The following is a 17,685-nucleotide window of genomic DNA, read 5'->3' on the forward strand; positions in this document are numbered from 1 at the left end:
AATTGTAGACATGTATAAGTTTAACTTATAGAATAAACATGCTAAATAACTTAAATTAATATATTTAAAATAAAATAAAGAAGAGAGGGAATAATATGTCAACTAAAATTGTTATCTTAGGTGCAGGTTATGCTGGGGTTCATGCAGCTAAAAAATTAGCAAAAAAGTATAAGAAAAACAAGGATGTTGAAATTACACTAATTGATAAAAATCCTTATCATACGTTAATGACAGAATTACATGAGGTTGCTGGTGGAAGAGTTCCAGAAGAATCTGTTAAAGTAGAGCTTTCAAGAATATTTCATAGAACAAAGGTAAAAGTTGTTGTAGATTTTATTAAGAATGTTGATACTAATAAAAATGTAGTTACTACAAATCAAAGTGAATATGAATATGACTACCTAATGGTTGGGATAGGTAGTGAACCATCATTTTTTGGAGTTCCAGGAGTAAAAGAAAATGGATTTACTTTATGGTCTTTAGAAGATGCACTTAGAATAAAGAAACATATTAAAAATAGAGTTAAGGAAGCTTCTTTTGAAAGAAATGCTGAAAAGAGAAAGAGAATGCTTACATTTGTTGTAGCAGGTTCAGGATTTACTGGAATAGAGATGGCCGGAGAATTATTGGAATGGAAAACTACTTTAGCTAGAGAATATAGAGTATCTGAGGATGAAATAAAGATATTAGTTGTTGAGGCTATGTCAACAATATTAAATATGCTTGATAGAAAACAAGCAGATAAGGCAGAAAAATATATGGTTAAGCATGGAGTTTCTGTCCTTAAAGATTCTCCGATAGTTGAAGTAACTAAAAATACTATTAAATTAAAGGATGGAAAAGTAATTCCAACAGAAACATTAATATGGACTTGTGGTGTCCAAGCAAATCAAGATTTAGAAGATGTTAATGTAAAGAAAGCAAGATCAGGTAGATATTTAGCAAATAAATATATGCAAGCTGAAGGAAAAGAAAATATATATGTTGTAGGAGATGTTGCGTATGTTGAGGAGAATGATGGAAAGTCAAATCCTCAAATTGTTGAAGCAGCAGAGCAAACAGCAATTACAGCTGCTAAAAATATAATAGCATCAATAGAGAATAAAGAAAAAGTTGAATTTAAGTCAAGTTATCATGGATTTATGGTATCCATAGGAGGAAGATATGCAGTAGCAAATCTTATGGGAATTAAACTATCAGGATTTTTTGCTATGGTAATGAAACATCTTATAAATATGGTTTATTTATTTGGTGTTAATAATGTACATGCAGTATACAATTATCTTCAACATGAATTTTTTGCTATGAAGGAAAGACGATGTATAATGAGAGGGCATTTATCCTCAAAAGGAAATAGATTATGGCTTGTTCCACTTAGAATATATATAGGATCTTTATGGCTTATTGAAGGTCTTAAAAAATTAATTGGTGAAGAAACTTGGAAAAAAGCATTTGAATCAGCATCAAGTGCATCAGATGCAGTTGGTGGTAGTATAGGCACTTATATTCAATCATTATTTGATAATATGACAATTGGTTGGGATAGTTGGATGAAGATGGGAAACGTAAAAATGCCATTTTCTTGGCTTCAAGATAGTGTAACAGGAGCATCATCAACTGCAACTGATGCAGCTGTATCAAGTATGCCAACACCTATATTTGAAAGTATGCCAAAGTTCTATGAATCTATAATGGAAATATTTATGCCGAATCCTGAAATTGCAGTTTGGTTCCAAAGAATAGTTGTATTAACTGAAATTGCTATAGGATTATGTTTAATAGCTGGTCTATTTACATTCTTAGCATCAGCAGCTTCAGCTTTTATGACTGTTAATTTTATATTTTCAGCAATGGCTGGATGGGATATATTATGGTTTACTTTTGGTAGTATTGCATTAATGTGTGGTGCTGGAAGAACATTTGGATTAGATTACTATGTAATGCCTTGGATTAGTAAGATTACTAGTAATTTTTGGATGGGAAAAAGAGAACCTATATACGAAATACATGGAAAATAGTTGATATTTAAATAATTATTAAAGTAGAGAATATTATATTCTCTACTTTGATATAAATAATATTAATATAATGTGTGATAATATTATTTTTATTAAGTTATATTATCAGACTTTATATTAATAAAGTATTTATATAAGAAACGAGGGAAGAAAATGGGGAATTTTTGGACTGATTATCCTATTATAAGTAAAGAAATAGAACAAGTTAAAAATCAGATAAGAACAAATGCAAAATGTAAGGACAAAGTTATAGAGAAAAGTATATTAGAATTATTAAATTCAGGTGGTAAGATGTTAAGACCTGCTTTTTTAATTATTGCTTCAAAATTTGGTAAGTATAATGAGGAAAGAGTAAGAGCGCTTGCTTCTGTCATAGAAATGTTCCACATGGCAACATTAGTTCATGATGATGTTATAGATGATGCACCTCTTAGAAGGGGAAGAGAAACAATTCAATCTAAATATGGGAAAAATTACGCTGTATATATAGGAGATTATTTATTTTGTTTATGTTTTAGAATACTTGGAACGACATCATCAATAGATAGGGGTATTGATGTTGATACAAAGGTAATGTCTAGAATATGTTTAGGTGAAGTTGAGCAATTAAATTCAAGGTTTAATAAAAATGTTTCAATTAAGGATTATTTAAAAAGGATATCTGGAAAGACAGCAGAACTTTTTTCTCTTAGTTTTTATATAGGAGCAGCTGAAAGTTCATGTGATAAAAAAATTTGTAGATTATTTTGGGAAATAGGACACGATATAGGAATGGCATTTCAAATAATTGATGATATATTAGATTACATAGGGACAGATGAAGAGATAGGAAAAAAATCAGGTAATGATTTAAAGGATGGAATTTATACTTTACCAATACTATTTGCAATTAGAAATAATAAGGAAGCATTCGATAACTTATTGGATAAAGAATTTTATTCTGATGAGGATATTAAAAATATAATAAGTTTAGTAAAAGAAAATAGTGGTATAAAAGAATCTATATCTCTTGCTGAAAAATATTCAAACAAAGCCTTTAAAAATATAGAAAAATTACCAGAGAATGAATATAAACATATATTAAAAGAAATAACTAAAAAATTACTTGAAAGAAGTTATTAAATAAAAATCTATATTAAGTTTTTACTTAATATAGATTTTTTTATGAATTTATTAAGAAAAATTATAAGAATTATTTCAGAATTACTTAATTAAAATTATGTTATAATAAAAACTGATACTAAAGGGAAAAAGAGGTAATATAATGAAAATAGATTGGAATAGAAAATATACAACTATATCAGTTTATGCAGTTATATCAATATGTACAATAATAATATTTTATTTAGCAGTATCACAACTTGGACATTTAATGGATAAAGTAAGTGGAGCTGTTAATATACTTAAACCATTTATATGGGGATTTGCCATGGCTTATCTTTTAGATTTTGTTTTAAGATTTTATGAAAATAAAATTCTTAAAAAGGGCATTTTTAAAAAGCTAAAATCAAAAAGAGGACTTGGATTATTATTTACATATGTTACTGCATTTATAGTAATCGGATTATTTATTCAATTTGTACTTCCTCAACTTATTGATAGTATAGTTGGGTTAGTAAATGATATACCAAGCTATATAAATAGTACTAGTAAGTTTATAAATGAAACTATTGCAAATCTTGATTTACAGGAGCATTATTTAACTATAATAAATGAAAAGTTTAATAATATATTAGATTATGCAATAAAGGCATCGACTAATTTACTACCAATGCTTGGTGCAGGAGTTACTACTATTTTATCAAGTATATGGAATATAGTATTAGGTATTATAGTATCTATTTATTTATTAATAGAAAAAGAAAAGTTTTTTGCTTTAGCTAAAAAAGTAACCTATGCAATATTCAATAAAAGAGCGGCAGAAAAAACTATTGAATTAACACATAGAAGTAATGAAACATTTGGAAAGTTTTTAAGTGGAAAGATTTTAGATTCACTTATAATAGCTATTTTAACATTTGTAATATTAACTATAGTAAAAATGCCATATACACTTTTATTATCAGTAATAATAGGAATAACTAATATAATTCCTTTCTTTGGACCTTTTATAGGTGCTATACCATCAGTTATAATAGTATTATTTGTTTCACCAACAAAAGCATTATGGCTTATACTTATAATATTTATAATTCAACAACTTGATGGTAATATTATTGGACCTAAAATACTTGGGGATTCTATTGGAATATCTGCTTTTTGGATTTTATTTTCAATATTAGTAGCAGGAAAGTTCTTAGGATTTGTAGGAATGGTAATAGGAGTTCCTTTATTTGCAGTTTTATATTCAATAATTAAAGAAATTGTTGAAGGAAGGCTTGAGAAAAAAGGATTAAAAACTGAAACTAAAGATTATATGTAATATTTAGTCATGGAGGTTTTTATATATGAAAGTTATGATAATTAATGGACCTAATTTAAATATGATAGGTGTAAGAGAAAAAAACATATATGGAAAGAAAACTTTTAAAGATATATGTGAATTTATAGAGCAAGAGGGTATAAAGAGAAATCATGAATTAGTATTACATCAAACTAATTCAGAGGGAGAAATAATTGATTTTATTCAAGAAGCATATTTTGAAAAATATGATGGAGTAATAATAAACCCAGGGGCATATACTCATTATAGTTATGCAATACATGATGCTATAAAAGGAATATCTGAAATTCCAACTGTTGAAGTACATCTTTCTAATATACATTCAAGGGAAGAGTTTAGAAAAGAATCAAAAACTGCACCAGCATGTATTGGACAGATATCAGGATTTGGTGAGTATGGATATATACTTGCTATGGATGCTTTAGAAAATTATATAAAAAAATAATAATAGTATAGGCTTAATAATAAAATTTTATTATTAAGCCTATTTTTATAACAAAAATTTAATTAGTGAATATATATATACAGTTCTTTAAAAATTCAGCTATTCCATCTCCATGTTTATCGTAATACATTTTGAATCTTTCATCACAAAGGTACATTGAAGCAAGTCCTTTATGAGCCTCTTTAGTATATTTTGTCCAAGTATAACATAGCCATTCTTTATGAAGTTTAGCTATATTTTGACCTTCTTTACTATCTGGAGATGAAGTCTTATAGTTTTTAATTAATTCATCTATAATTTTATTTTCTAAACTTACAAAATCATTATATTTTTCTTATGACATATTTTTAAATAATGAATTAGATTTATTTATAGTATCATTACCATATTTATTACGGATTTCTAAGCCATAATTTTTTTCATTTTCGTTTATAAATTTTTCTTTAAAACCTTCAAATTTTTCTTTATTACTCATTGTGTATTCCCCCTTAATATTTAAAATAGTTTTATCTATATTTTTAATTAATAAATCTAATCTTTCCTTATGTTCTAAAAGTTTTTCTTTGTGAGATAAAAGAGCTGATAATTTATCGAATGATGGATCTTTTAAAATTTTATTTATGTTATTTAAGTCAAGTCCAAGTTCTTTATAAAATAAAATTTGTTGGAGCTTATCAATTTCTTTTTCACCATATATTCTATATCCTGAAGAATTAATTTTTTTTTGGTTTAAGAAGGTTGATTTCATCATAATATCTTAATGTTCTAGTAGTTATATTAGATATTTTGCTTAAACTTTGTATAGTATATTCCAAAATAAAAAACTCCTTTCTAATGATAAAATAAATATACACCTTTACGTAAGGTTAATGTCAAATGTTTTATAGGTAATTAATTGAAACAAAAAAATGTATATATAATATAATGAATATGAAAGTAATTTTTAGGTGATATTATGAGAAAAGTTATTATTGATACAGACACTGCATCAGATGATGCGGTTGCTATAATAGCAGCACTAAGAGAGCCAAGTATAAAAGTAATGGCTATTACAACTGTAGCAGGAAATGTGGATGTAGATAGAGCAACAGAAAATGCATTAATTGCTATAGAACAAGCAAGAACATATAGTCCACCAGTTTATAAGGGGCTTAGAAAGCCATTAATAAAAGAAAAAGTAGAGGCAACTGAAATTCATGGAAAGGATGGTTTAGGAAACACTAATTTACATCCTAAAAAATTAAAGTCAGAAAAAGAGAATGCAATACAAGCTTTACTTAGAATTATAGAAGAAAATCCTTATGAGGTAGAACTAATAACTCTTGGGCCACTTACAAATATTGCATATGCTTATTTACTTGAACCAAAAACTATTAGAAAATTAAAATCTATAACATTAATGGTTGGAACAGGAATAGAAGGTAAAGGAAATGTTACTGAATTTGCTGAATTTAATGCTTACGCAGATCCGGAGGCATTGAAATTAGTTCTAGAAGTGGATGTTCCAGAAATAATTTTAGGGTGGGATGTGGCAGTAGGAGATGCAATTATAACATATAATGATGTTGAGGCTTTAAAAAAATTAGATTCAGATACTATAAAATTTGTTCTTGATATATCTAAAGAAGTTTATAGTGTAAGCAAAGAAAAAGGTGAAAAGGGAATTGGATTTGCAGATCCTATAGTAATAGCAATATTTATTCATCCTAAGTTAGTAAAAAAGTCTATAGATACTAATGTTGAAGTAATAACTAATAAAGGACCAAAAGAAGGTCAAATAATTTTAGATGATATAAAAGATTTTAATAAGTCAACAGAAAATATAATTTTAAATGTTGATGGAAATGAAATAAAAAAATATTTATTATCAAAGTTAGTTGATAAATAAACTATATTATATATTGATAAAAGCTTTCAAAGAATATATACTGTTAATTGAGAGTAATGATTACTTAGGAAAAGAGGGTTTTAAAATATGAAATATGATTTAAGTATAAATGAATTAGGAAATATATTAAAAAAGTTAGATGAAAATTATGATTTAGAATTAATGACTAAAATAGAATTAAGTGGCGGTTGGTTTACTATGCATGGAAAAGCATCAATTAGTAAAGTTCCTGTAGATGGATTAACAGGTTGTTCTAGCAAAGGTAATAATATTATACACATAAAGGTTAAGAGTAAATCAACAGATGGAACTATTATTAAAATTACAGGAGCAAAAGATAAGAAGTTTAATATAGATATTTCATCAACAAGATATAAAGAATTATCTCCAGGTGGAAGTTTAAGTCTTAATAAGATAAAGGTAAATGATGATGAATGCAAGCTTAGAATAGATAATGATATAATATTTAAAATTAATACTAGTTCAAAAAATGTAGAAGATTTAATTAGTTGTTAAAATTTTCAAAGAATTAAACTGAAAAGTTTAGTTCTTTTTTTATTTCTTTTTGAAATTATAATGATATAATAAAGAGGTTATTTAAATCTCATGGGGTGATTATATGTTAAAAGATAATTATGTAGAACTACAAAAAGCATCAAATGAACTTAATAAGTACTATAATGAAGGAGAAAAGGACAAGCTTATTGAATATCTAATGGGGTTAAACATAAATGTAATAAAAGATATTCATGTTATCTTACATATTGGTAAAAATGAATTAAATAATTGTATACATAAACCATATGAACTTTATAAAAAAACAATGGTTATATTTGATGCTTTAAGAGGATGGCAAGAAAAAGAATTGGAAATAAGTAAAATAGTAGATTGTGAATCCTCATACACACATTTTAAAAAAGGATTAGAAATACTCCAGTTAAATTAAAAAATTTACAAGGAGAAAAATAGCTTTGAAAACATAAGATGTTTTTAAGGCTATTTTTTTATGTAAAGTTGTAATAAAGATAAAAATAAAAAAGTAATTATAAATAAGGAGGTGAAGTATTGATTAGAAAATTTATTATTGTAAAAGGAGTTGTTCAAGGTGTTGGATTTAGGCCATTTGTATATAAAGAAGCTGTAAATTTAAAACTTAATGGAACAGTAAATAATACGTTAAATGGTGTATTTATAGATATTGAAGGAGAAGAGAAAAATATTTATAAATTTATTAATATATTAAAAATTAAACCTCCAAAGTTAAGTGTTATTGAAAGTATAGAAATATATGATAAGGATTTAGTTTTATATAATAATTTTAAAATTATAAAAAGTAATAATAATAAGGGCATAACATTTATATCACCTGATATTGCAACTTGTAGTGAATGCTTAAAAGAAATTGATGATAAATATGATAGTAGAAGAGGAAATTATGGATTTGTAAATTGTGTAAATTGTGGACCGAGATATACAATAATTAAAAAACTTCCATATGATAGGAATTTAACTTCAATGAAAAAATTTTATATGTGTAATAATTGTAATGAAGAATACAACAATCCTTTAAATAGAAGATTTCATGCTGAGCCAACTTGTTGTAAAGAATGTGGTCCAACTTTTAAATTATTAAATAAAAAAGGTATTGAAATTAATGTTTATGATAATATTAGTGAAACTATAAGACTTTTAAAACTTGGTAAAATTATTGCTGTAAAAGGTATTGGTGGATTTAATATTTTATGTAATGGAAAAGATTATAGTGCAATAGATAAACTAAGAAAAAATAAAAGAAGATTTAAAAAGCCTTTAGCATTAATGATGAAAGATATTGATGTTGTTTTAAAATATTGTAAAGTTAATAATATAGAAAAAGAAATATTATTAGGTGAAAAAAAGCCTATAGTTTTGCTTAAAAAAGTAAATAATGAATTACCTGAAAATATATCATTTAATATAAGTAAGCTTGGAGTTGTAATTCCATATAGTCCAATTCATCATTTATTATTTAGGGATGGGTTAGAAGTATTAATATTTACAAGTGGAAATATTAGTGGAGAACCTATAATTTACAAAAATGAGGAAGCTATTAATAAGTTAAGTACAGTTGTAGATTATTTTTTGCTTCATGATAGAGATATAAATATGCCTATAGATGATTCAGTAGTAAATGTAGTTTTGGATGAGGAAAGGGTTATAAGAGGTGGAAGAGGATATTATCCAATGAGCATAAATAAAAAATTAACTAATGAGTATTTAGCCTTAGGTAGTGATCTTAAAAATACTATATCAATAAATAAAGATGGATATATTTTTTTAAGTCCTTATATAGGAGATTTAAATAGTAATAAAGCAAATATAAGAATTAAAAAATCAATAGATTTCTTTAAAGATATTTATGATATAAAGGTAAAAAAGGTTTTGTATGATAATAATCCAAGTTATATAAGTGCTAAATTAAAAGAAGGTTATGGAGAAAGTTTTAAGGGAATATATCATCATCACGCTCATATAGCAGCTTGTATTGGTGAAAACAAAATAGATGATGATGTAATTGGAGTAGCATTTGATGGAACTGGATATGGTGAGGACGGAAATATTTGGGGTGGAGAATTTTTTATAGGAAATATAAAAAAATTTAAAAGAGTAGCTCATATAAAATATTTTAAATTAATTGGCAATGATAATGCTATAAAAAATCCTTGGAGAATTACTACAAGTATTTTATATGAAATTTTTAAATTAAATGATGAAAAATTAGATTATTTCTTAAGTAAATATATTAATGAAACATATGAAGATAAAGAATTTTTAATAAAACTTCTTAAAAGAAGACTAAACTGTAATTTAACATCAAGCATTGGTAGAATTTTTGATGGGGTAGCAGTATTACTTGGATTTAATGGACGCATATCTTATGAAGGTGAAGCAGCTATATATTTAGAAGAATTAGCTAATAAATCTGTAAACATTAAAGAATTATATAATTTTGATATTATAGAAAATGAAAATTTATTTGAAATAGATATAAAGAAAATAATATTAGAAATATTAAATGATTTAGAAAATAATGTTTTGAAATATAAAATAGCAATGAAATTTCATAATACTATAATAGGCTTAACAAAAAAGGTTTTATTAAAGTTAAGAAATATATATAAAATAAATAAAGTTTGTTTAAGTGGTGGAGTTTTTCAAAATGAAATTTTACTTAAAGGTATAGTTTTGGAATTAAAAAAAAATAATTTTCAAGTTTTTACTCATAAGAAAATACCTTGCAATGATAGTTGTATATCTTTTGGACAAATATTAATAGGAAGTAATAAATAAAGTTTTGGGGGCGTTATTTTGTGTATTGCAGTTATAGGGAAAGTAATAAAAATATATGACTCTGAAAATGCTATTGTAGAGTGTTTTGGGGTAACTAAAAAGGTTAATGTAACATTTATTGATAATGTAACATTAGGAGATTATTTGTTAATTCATGTTGGATTTGCTATAGAAAAAATAGATGAAAAAGAAGGGGAAGAAACTATAAATATATTTAAAGATATGATAACAGAATGAATTTAGAAAGGTATATTTTATATGGATTTTTCAGAAGTTGATTTATGTAAAAAAATAATTGTTAATATAGAAAGAAATGTTAAAGATAATATTAATATTATGGAGGTTTGCGGCACTCATACTAGAAGTATTTATAAATATGGAATAGATAAGTTATTAAAAGAAAAAGTAAATTTAATATCTGGTCCAGGTTGTCCGGTTTGTGTTACAACAGAAAGTTTTATAGATAATGCTATTAAATTAAGTATGAGAAAAGATATAGTTATAGTAACTTTTGGAGATATGATTAAAGTTCCAGGGAGCATAAGTTCATTAAAAGAAGAAAAATTAAAAGGGAGCAACATAAAAGTTATAACATCACCTATGCAAACCTTTAATATATTAAGGGAAGAAAAGAATAAGAAGGTTATATTTTTAGCTGTTGGATTTGAAACAACTATGCCAACAATAGCAAATATATTAAAAAGGGTAAAAGAGGAAAATATAAAAAATTTTTATATAATGCAAGAAGGTAAAAGAATGCCAAAAGTTATAGAGCATTTATTAAATGATAAAGAGAGTAAAATAGATGGAATTATAGCGCCAGGTCATGTTGCTACGATAATAGGAACTAAAGAGTTTTGTAATATATCAAAAAAATATAATATTCCTGTAGTAGTTAGTGGATTTGATTCTTTAAGTATATTAGGTAGTATATTAGATATTGTAAATATGATAAAAAATAAAGAAGAAAGCTTTAAAAATTTCTATAAAAAGGCCGTAAAGGAAGATGGAAATAAAAAAGCATTAAATGAAATATATGAAGTATTTAAAAATTCAAATGGGAATTGGAGAGGAATTGGTGAAATTTTAGACACAGGATATTCTTTAAATGATAATTATAAAGAATTTGATGCAAAATTATATTTTAAATTAATTGAAGATAATATAGTAAAAAATAATAATTGTATATGTGGTGAAATAATAAAAGGAAAAAGAAAGCCAAAAGAATGTCCAAAATTCAATAATTTATGCACACCTAATAATCCAAAAGGACCTTGTATGGTTTCAAATGAGGGAAGTTGTTATATAAATTATTATTTTAATTAAAGGAGGTTAAGGATTGAGGATTACTTTAGCGCATGGAAATGGAGGAATAGAAACTCATAAGCTAATTAATGAGATGTTTTATAAATATTTTAATTCTGAAATATTAGAAAATGGAAATGATGCAGCAATAATAGAAAATATTCAAGGAAAAATTTTTATAACAACAGATAGTTTTGTAATAAATCCAATATTTTTTAAAGGTGGAGATATTGGAAAATTAAGTGTTTGTGGAACTATAAATGATTTAGCTGTAAGTTTTGCAAAACCATTATATATTACAGTATCTTTAATAATTGAAGAAGGATTTTTAATAAGTGATTTAGAAAAGATAATTAAATCAATAAGTGAAGAGGCTAAGAAAAATGATGTAAAAATAATATGTGGAGATACAAAGGTAGTAGAAAAGGGAAAGGGAGATAAAATATATATAAATACAACTGGTATAGGGGTAAGTTATGAAAATAATTTAAAAAATAGAAAAATAAATATAGGGGACAAAGTAATAATTAGTGGAACTATTGGAGATCATGGGACAAGTATATTATGTGAAAGAGAAGAAATAGATTTAAATACAAATATAAAAAGTGATTGTCAAAGTTTATGTAAGTTAACTGAAAAATTAATTTATAATATAAAAAATATAAAAGTTATGACGGATCCAACAAGAGGTGGTGTTATAACTACTTTAAAAGAAATATGTAATTTGGAAAATAAAAATATAAAAATTTATGAAAACAAGTTACCGATAAGAAATGATGTTAAATATGTTTGTGATATGGTAGGTATGGATCCTTTGTATATGGCAAATGAGGGTAAATTAATATGTATTGTAGGAAAAGAAGAAAGTTTAGAAACGTTAAAAATAATGAAATGTTTTAAATATGGTAAAAACGCAAAAATAATTGGAGAAGTTATAGAAGGTGATGGTAATGAGCTTTATTATGAAACAGAACTTGGGAGTGTAAAAACGTTATATATGTTAAGTGGTGAACTTGTTCCTAGGATTTGTTAAAATTTGAAAATTAATATAGAAAAATGTATTTTTTTTAAATATAATATTTGTAAAGGGTTTATGAGGGGGAGATTTTGTGGAGTTTAAAAATAGAGTTTTGGTATATAAATCTAAGTATGGAAGTTCAAAAAAATATGCTAATTGGATTAAAGATGAGTTAAAATGTGATATATTTGAAAAGGATAAAATTTCTTTAAAAGATTTAAAAAGATATGATAGTATAATTTATATTGGTGGAGTATATTCAAGTTCTGTAAAAGGATTTAATAGTATAATAAAGAACTTAGATGAATTAAAAGATAAAGAAATAATATTGATAGCTGTTGGCTCTTCATTAGGAAATGAATGTGAAGTAAATAAAATAAAAGAATTTAATTTAAAAGATAATCCTAAAAATATAAAATTATTTTATTTAAGGGGAGGATTTGATTTTGAAAATTTAAAATTCTTTGATAAGACAGCTATGAAGATGCTTAGAAATAGGCTTGTAAATAAAGATGGAGTTTTAACAGAGGAGGAAAGATTTCTTTTAAGTTGCTATGAAAAACCTCATGATTGGACTAATAAAAATAATTTAAAGGAAATATTAAATTATATCAATAGAAAATCAATTAAAGAAAATAATAAAATAAAAATAAAATGTTAATAAAAAAAGTCATCTTTGTAAAGATGACTTTTTTTATTTAAATAGAAATTAAGCTCTATTAACTGAACCGAACATTTCCATTTTTTCTTTAACTAAATCCTTGATAGCTTCAAATCCTGGTGCAAGAAGTTTTCTTGGATCGAATCCTTTTCCTTGAAGGTCTTTTCCTTCTTCGATGTATTTTCTAGTAGCTTCTTGGAAAGCTAATTGACATTCAGTATTTACGTTGATTTTTGAAACTCCAAGTGAGATAGCTTTTTGAATCATTTCATCAGGAATTCCTGTACCACCGTGAAGAACTAATGGCATTGGAGCAGTAGCTTTTTCTATAGCAGCTAAAGCGTTAAAGTCAAGTCCTTTCCAGTTTTCTGGGTATTTTCCGTGGATATTTCCGATTCCAGCAGCTAACATTGTAACTCCTAAATCAGCGATTTGTTTACATTCTTGAGGATCTGCGATTTCTCCAGCTCCAACAACTCCGTCTTCTTCTCCACCGATTGATCCAACTTCAGCTTCTAATGATAATCCTTTTCCTCTAGTTAATTTAACTAGTTCTGAAGTTTTTTCTATGTTCTCTGATAATGGATAATGTGATCCATCGAACATTATTGATGAGAATCCAGCTTCTATAGCTTTGTGAGCTCCTTCGTAGCTACCGTGGTCTAAGTGTAATGCAACAGGAACTGAGATGTTTAATTCTTCTAACATTCCGTTAACCATTCCTACTATTGTTTTGTAACCACACATATATTTTGCAGCACCTTCTGATACTCCTAGGATTACAGGTGATCTGTTTTCTTCTGCAGTTAATAATATAGCTTTAGTCCATTCTAAGTTGTTTATGTTGAATTGACCAACTGCGTATTTACCTTCTCTTGCTTTATTTAGCATTTCTTTTGCTGAAACTAACATGTGCAAAACCTCCAATATTTTAATTTAATTGTTTATTTTGAGAAGTAATTGCTTTTACAAAAATTTCTCTCTATTCATTAGTATAACTCAAAATTATAATTATGAAAATAGCAAAATAGATAAAATTACTACATAAAATATTAATAAGTAACAATATATTCAAAAATTACAAAGGTGTATACGAACTGTAAAACTTATATGAATTAACGATTTTGTTTCCAAATAGTAATCTTTAATGAATATTTAAAGTATAAAATAGTAACTGGTTTTATAGTTAAAATTAATTTAAATTAAATATTATATATAGGAACAGGTGGATAAATAAGGATGAATTATTCAAGTAGAAACAAAAGAAATAAAACAATGCAAAAAAGAAGGAGAAGAGCTATAACAATAGGAGTTGCGGCTTTGATTGTTATTTTAGGTGCCGGAACTTATGCGTTTGCACATCATAAGAGTGAAGCGGACACAGCAAATGCTAAAAAGGCACAGGCTAAACAAGAAGAAGTTAAAAAGCCAGAGCCAACAGATATAATTTCAGGACAAAATATTATTTATGCTGCAGATAAATATGCAGTACCAGCAAATGATGTTTATGATATGATAGAAACTAGAAACAAAGTAAATGATGAAAAAGAAGTATTTTTAACATTTGATGATGGTCCAAGTGAAAATACAAGTAAAATATTAAAAATATTAAAAGAAAATGATGTACATGCTACATTTTTTATAATGGGTAATCAATTAAAAGAAGATGAAGAAAATAAAAAACTTTTAAAAGATGAGTTATTAGAAGGTAATGCAATAGCAAATCATACAGTAAGTCATGAATACCGTAAATTATATCCAGGAAATAGTGTAAATGTACCTGTATTTATGAAAGAATTAAATGAAAATAATGAAATGATGAAACAAATTTTAGGACAAGACTTTAATACTAGAGTAATTAGAATGCCTGGTGGATATATGTCAAGAAAGTTTTATAATGATCCTCATTTAAAGGCTTTAAATGCTGCATTTAAAAAAGAGGGTATAATTTCAATTGATTGGAATGCTGAAACAGGAGATGCAACAGGAAATAATCTTCCAGTTAGTACTTTAATAAGTGGAGCAAAAAAATCAATAAAAGGAGATCCAAAACATATTATTTTATTAATGCATGATGCAGCTGCAAAGAAAACTACAGTTGAAGCATTACCAGAAGTAATAAAGATTTATAAAGATGCAGGATATAGCTTTAAAGTAATAAAAAATGCTCCTATGAGTTATTTTGAATCAAAAGATAACAATAATAAAAATAGTAATGATCAAAATAAAAATAATCAAAATAATAACAACAATGAAAATAAAAATAAATAATTAAAAAAATAAAAGGTTAGTAGAGAATTTTCTCTACTAACCTTTTTTTATTTGTATAAAATATCTTTTGTTACATCATTATAGTAAGGTGAGCTTGGATATGAATTTTCAATACGTTGAGCATATTGCTTAGCTTTTTCATTGTCACCTTTATTATGATAATAAAGTGATAGATTATATAATATTTCAGCAGTATATAAGTCTGAATGTGGATACTTATCTAAATATTCTTGGAAATACTTAGCTCCATCATCTTTTTTATCCATTGAATTATATGTAGATCCAAGGAAATATAAAATATGTGGTTCTAAATAAGTTCCTCCACAATATTTATAAGCTTTAGTAAAGCTATCTAATGCTTTATCATAAGTCTTAAACTTGTATTGATCTAATCCTTCATTGTAGAATTTTTCTACTCCTTTAGTTTTCATAAGATCAAGTGCCTTATCATAATTTTCTTTAGTAGCGTCAGTAATAGTATTTTGAGGATTTTCTTCTAATAGATTATAAATAGCATTATAATCATTTTTAGAAATAGCGTCTGAAAGTTTACTATTAAGTTCTTCAGCTGACATTTGTTTTTTTTCTGTATTTTGTTGTTCTTGAGTAGCTGTATCGTTGTTAGAAGGCGCTTTAAAATGCTTTATACCAACATAAGCACTTACTACAACTATAAGAGCACAAGCTGCAATTATTGCAGATTTTTTACCTTTATTTGAAGGCTTATCCTTTTTTGATATAGTATCAACTGTAGTTTCTTTTTTAGCTTCTTTATTAGAAACATTTAAATCATTAGTTTTAACATCTTCTTTTTTAGAATCTTTTTCTATTTTATTAGAATTGGATTCAGTATTTGTATTTTCTTTATTTATAATTTTTTCAGCCTTCTTATCTTCTTTCTTTATTAGAGGCTTTCTTTTATCTTCTATATTGTTTGTAGTTTGTTTTTTAGGTTCAGGTTTAGTTTCTTTTTTAGAAACTTCGTTCTCTATAGAACCTTTTTCAGTATTAGGTTTATTCTGCACTGGTTTAGTATTATTTTTAGCTTTAGATTCAGCTTCTTCTTTTTCAGCTTTTAACTTTTTAGCTTCCTTTTTTTGTTTTTCTATTTTTTTAGCTTCAGAGTTAATAATCTTACTTAAGTTACTTAAGTTTAAAGTTAAATTTAATGCTCTTTGCTTAGTTTCATCATCTACATCTTCAAGACGCATTTTAGCAGTATGGTTATTATTATATTCTGCATTTATTTGCCAGTTAAGAACAGCTTCCTCTATTCTGCCAAGTTTTAATAGGGCTTCCCCTTCAAGTTCTAGAGCTTCTTCATTATTATATTCTTTTTCAAGTATTTTATCGCATATTTTTAAAACTTCTTTATAATTTTTACTTTCATATAAATCTTTGGCTTTTTTTAGCCTTTTATCAAAATTACTCATATTTCCTCCTTATCAAATGCTTCCACATATTATTTTAATACATAATGTCAAGGAATTTATTTCAAAAATATTTCTTTTAATAAAAAAAAGTAGAAAAATATTATAAAATACGACTTTTTTATTAAGAAATATACACTATTAAAGATAACAGTATTTTATAGAAAAATAAAGTATTTACTAGAATTTTAAAAATAAACAAATAAAGGGAAAAAATAATGGTAAATGTATTAATAATTTGTTAATATATTTTATAATGGTTGAGATGGGGAGGAGATTAAATGAATTTAGAAGTGATTTTAGATTATTTTTCACAATATGGATTATTGTTTCTATTTATTATAGTTTTCTTAGAATATTTAAATTTACCTGGGTTACCAGCAGGAATTATAATGCCTGCTGCTGGAGTATTAATTGCAAGAGGCCATATTAATTTTTTTACAGCAATATGTATTTCTGTATTAGCAGGGCTACTTGGAAGTATATGTTTATATATTATAGGAAGATATGGTGGAGCAATTCTTTTAGATAGATACATAAAAAAATTTCCAAATCAAAAAAAATATGTTGATAAAATATCAAGACGGATTAAAGAAAGTGGAAACTATGGAGTATTTATTAGTAAATTAATTCCTGTAGCAAGAACTTTAGTTTCAATACCAGCTGGAGTTTTTAAAATTAATTTTATAGGATTTTCAATATTTTCTACAATGGGAATAATTATTTGGAATACAGTATTTATAAGTGCAGGATATATATTTGGAGATATTATTTTTAAATAAATATTTATACAACTGGATATAATAATGAAAGAACTATACAATCTTTATTAATTTTTGTGTAGTTCTTTTTTATTAATAGTTTATTGAAAAACTT

At 25.6% G+C, this 17,685-nt stretch carries 19 protein-coding genes; 14 read left to right on the forward strand and 5 right to left on the reverse strand.

From position 1 onward, the window contains the following. Positions 1-95: 95 nt before the first annotated feature. The 4 genes from O212_RS0103415 (at position 96) to aroQ (ending at position 4,906) form a co-directional block, all read left to right on the forward strand. Positions 96-2,018: an FAD-dependent oxidoreductase gene (locus tag O212_RS0103415; RefSeq protein WP_024613759.1), complete on the forward strand. Its 1,923-nt coding sequence runs from the start codon at positions 96-98 to the stop codon at positions 2,016-2,018. A 153-nt stretch (positions 2,019-2,171) separates the two neighbouring features. Next, positions 2,172-3,140: a polyprenyl synthetase family protein gene (locus O212_RS0103420; protein WP_024613760.1), complete on the forward strand. Its 969-nt coding sequence runs from the start codon at positions 2,172-2,174 to the stop codon at positions 3,138-3,140. A gap of 142 nt (positions 3,141-3,282) precedes the next feature. Continuing rightward, on the forward strand, positions 3,283-4,440 hold the full coding sequence (locus O212_RS0103425) for an AI-2E family transporter (protein ID WP_024613761.1): 1,158 nt from the start codon (positions 3,283-3,285) through the stop codon (positions 4,438-4,440). A 25-nt stretch (positions 4,441-4,465) separates the two neighbouring features. Next, a complete protein-coding gene (gene aroQ / locus O212_RS0103430; protein ID WP_024613762.1) occupies positions 4,466-4,906 on the forward strand; it encodes a type II 3-dehydroquinate dehydratase in 441 nt (146 codons plus the stop codon). 58 nt (positions 4,907-4,964) lie between these two features. On the opposite strand, the gene O212_RS17070 is transcribed toward aroQ, so the two are convergent. The 3 genes from O212_RS17070 to O212_RS17080 are packed head-to-tail and all read right to left on the reverse strand — an operon-like array spanning position 4,965 to position 5,721. Then, positions 4,965-5,204 (reverse strand): TipAS antibiotic-recognition domain-containing protein, encoded by a 240-nt coding sequence (locus O212_RS17070; protein ID WP_347452290.1) that lies wholly within the window; start codon positions 5,202-5,204, stop codon positions 4,965-4,967. Between the two features lie 36 nt (positions 5,205-5,240). Further along, positions 5,241-5,657 carry a MerR family transcriptional regulator gene (locus O212_RS17075; RefSeq protein ID WP_347452287.1) on the reverse strand — a complete coding sequence of 139 codons (417 nt, stop codon included), beginning with the start codon at positions 5,655-5,657 and terminating at the stop codon, positions 5,241-5,243. Then, positions 5,620-5,721 carry a MerR family DNA-binding transcriptional regulator gene (locus O212_RS17080; protein ID WP_347452288.1) on the reverse strand — a complete coding sequence of 34 codons (102 nt, stop codon included), beginning with the start codon at positions 5,719-5,721 and terminating at the stop codon, positions 5,620-5,622. Before O212_RS17080 ends, O212_RS17075 begins: the two co-directional genes overlap by 38 nt. Before the next feature lie 140 nt (positions 5,722-5,861). Here O212_RS17080 and O212_RS0103440 point away from each other — a divergent pair, with 140 nt between their 5' ends. From O212_RS0103440 to O212_RS0103475, 8 genes are all read left to right on the forward strand, one after another. Then, positions 5,862-6,794, forward strand: coding sequence for a nucleoside hydrolase (locus O212_RS0103440; RefSeq protein WP_024613763.1), 933 nt, complete (start codon positions 5,862-5,864; stop codon positions 6,792-6,794). An 87-nt stretch (positions 6,795-6,881) separates the two neighbouring features. Further along, positions 6,882-7,310: a hypothetical protein gene (locus tag O212_RS0103445; RefSeq protein ID WP_024613764.1), complete on the forward strand. Its 429-nt coding sequence runs from the start codon at positions 6,882-6,884 to the stop codon at positions 7,308-7,310. A 103-nt stretch (positions 7,311-7,413) separates the two neighbouring features. Then, on the forward strand, positions 7,414-7,740 hold the full coding sequence (locus O212_RS0103450) for a hypothetical protein (RefSeq protein WP_024613765.1): 327 nt from the start codon (positions 7,414-7,416) through the stop codon (positions 7,738-7,740). Positions 7,741-7,859: 119 nt separating this feature from the next. Continuing rightward, a complete protein-coding gene (gene hypF / locus O212_RS0103455; protein WP_024613766.1) occupies positions 7,860-10,124 on the forward strand; it encodes a carbamoyltransferase HypF in 2,265 nt (754 codons plus the stop codon). Between the two features lie 18 nt (positions 10,125-10,142). After that, a complete protein-coding gene (locus O212_RS0103460; RefSeq protein WP_024613767.1) occupies positions 10,143-10,361 on the forward strand; it encodes a HypC/HybG/HupF family hydrogenase formation chaperone in 219 nt (72 codons plus the stop codon). Between the two features lie 21 nt (positions 10,362-10,382). Continuing rightward, positions 10,383-11,450 carry a hydrogenase formation protein HypD gene (hypD, locus tag O212_RS0103465; protein WP_029699154.1) on the forward strand — a complete coding sequence of 356 codons (1,068 nt, stop codon included), beginning with the start codon at positions 10,383-10,385 and terminating at the stop codon, positions 11,448-11,450. A 13-nt stretch (positions 11,451-11,463) separates the two neighbouring features. Then, positions 11,464-12,462: a hydrogenase expression/formation protein HypE gene (hypE, locus tag O212_RS0103470; protein WP_024613769.1), complete on the forward strand. Its 999-nt coding sequence runs from the start codon at positions 11,464-11,466 to the stop codon at positions 12,460-12,462. 76 nt (positions 12,463-12,538) lie between these two features. Continuing rightward, the gene (locus tag O212_RS0103475) at positions 12,539-13,108 is read left to right on the forward strand and encodes a flavodoxin domain-containing protein (protein ID WP_024613770.1); all 570 of its coding nucleotides are present in this window, start codon (positions 12,539-12,541) and stop codon (positions 13,106-13,108) included. A 48-nt stretch (positions 13,109-13,156) separates the two neighbouring features. Here O212_RS0103475 and fba read toward each other — a convergent pair whose 3' ends face one another. Then, entirely contained in the window at positions 13,157-14,020 is an 864-nt protein-coding gene (gene fba / locus O212_RS0103480) for a class II fructose-1,6-bisphosphate aldolase (protein WP_024613771.1), read from the reverse strand. A gap of 327 nt (positions 14,021-14,347) precedes the next feature. Between fba and O212_RS0103485 the strand changes: the two genes are divergently transcribed. Next, positions 14,348-15,379, forward strand: a complete 1,032-nt coding sequence (locus O212_RS0103485) for a polysaccharide deacetylase family protein (protein WP_024613772.1) — start codon at positions 14,348-14,350, stop codon at positions 15,377-15,379. 47 nt (positions 15,380-15,426) lie between these two features. Here the strand turns inward: O212_RS0103485 and O212_RS16155 are convergent, their stop codons facing one another. Beyond that, on the reverse strand, positions 15,427-16,812 hold the full coding sequence (locus tag O212_RS16155) for a tetratricopeptide repeat protein (RefSeq protein ID WP_024613773.1): 1,386 nt from the start codon (positions 16,810-16,812) through the stop codon (positions 15,427-15,429). A 278-nt stretch (positions 16,813-17,090) separates the two neighbouring features. Here O212_RS16155 and O212_RS0103495 point away from each other — a divergent pair, with 278 nt between their 5' ends. Next, a complete protein-coding gene (locus O212_RS0103495; protein WP_024613774.1) occupies positions 17,091-17,591 on the forward strand; it encodes a DedA family protein in 501 nt (166 codons plus the stop codon). Positions 17,592-17,685 lie beyond the last annotated feature (94 nt).

The sequence above is a fragment of the Clostridium sp. Ade.TY genome, from assembly GCF_000498355.1.
Taxonomy (GTDB): domain Bacteria; phylum Bacillota; class Clostridia; order Clostridiales; family Clostridiaceae; genus Clostridium.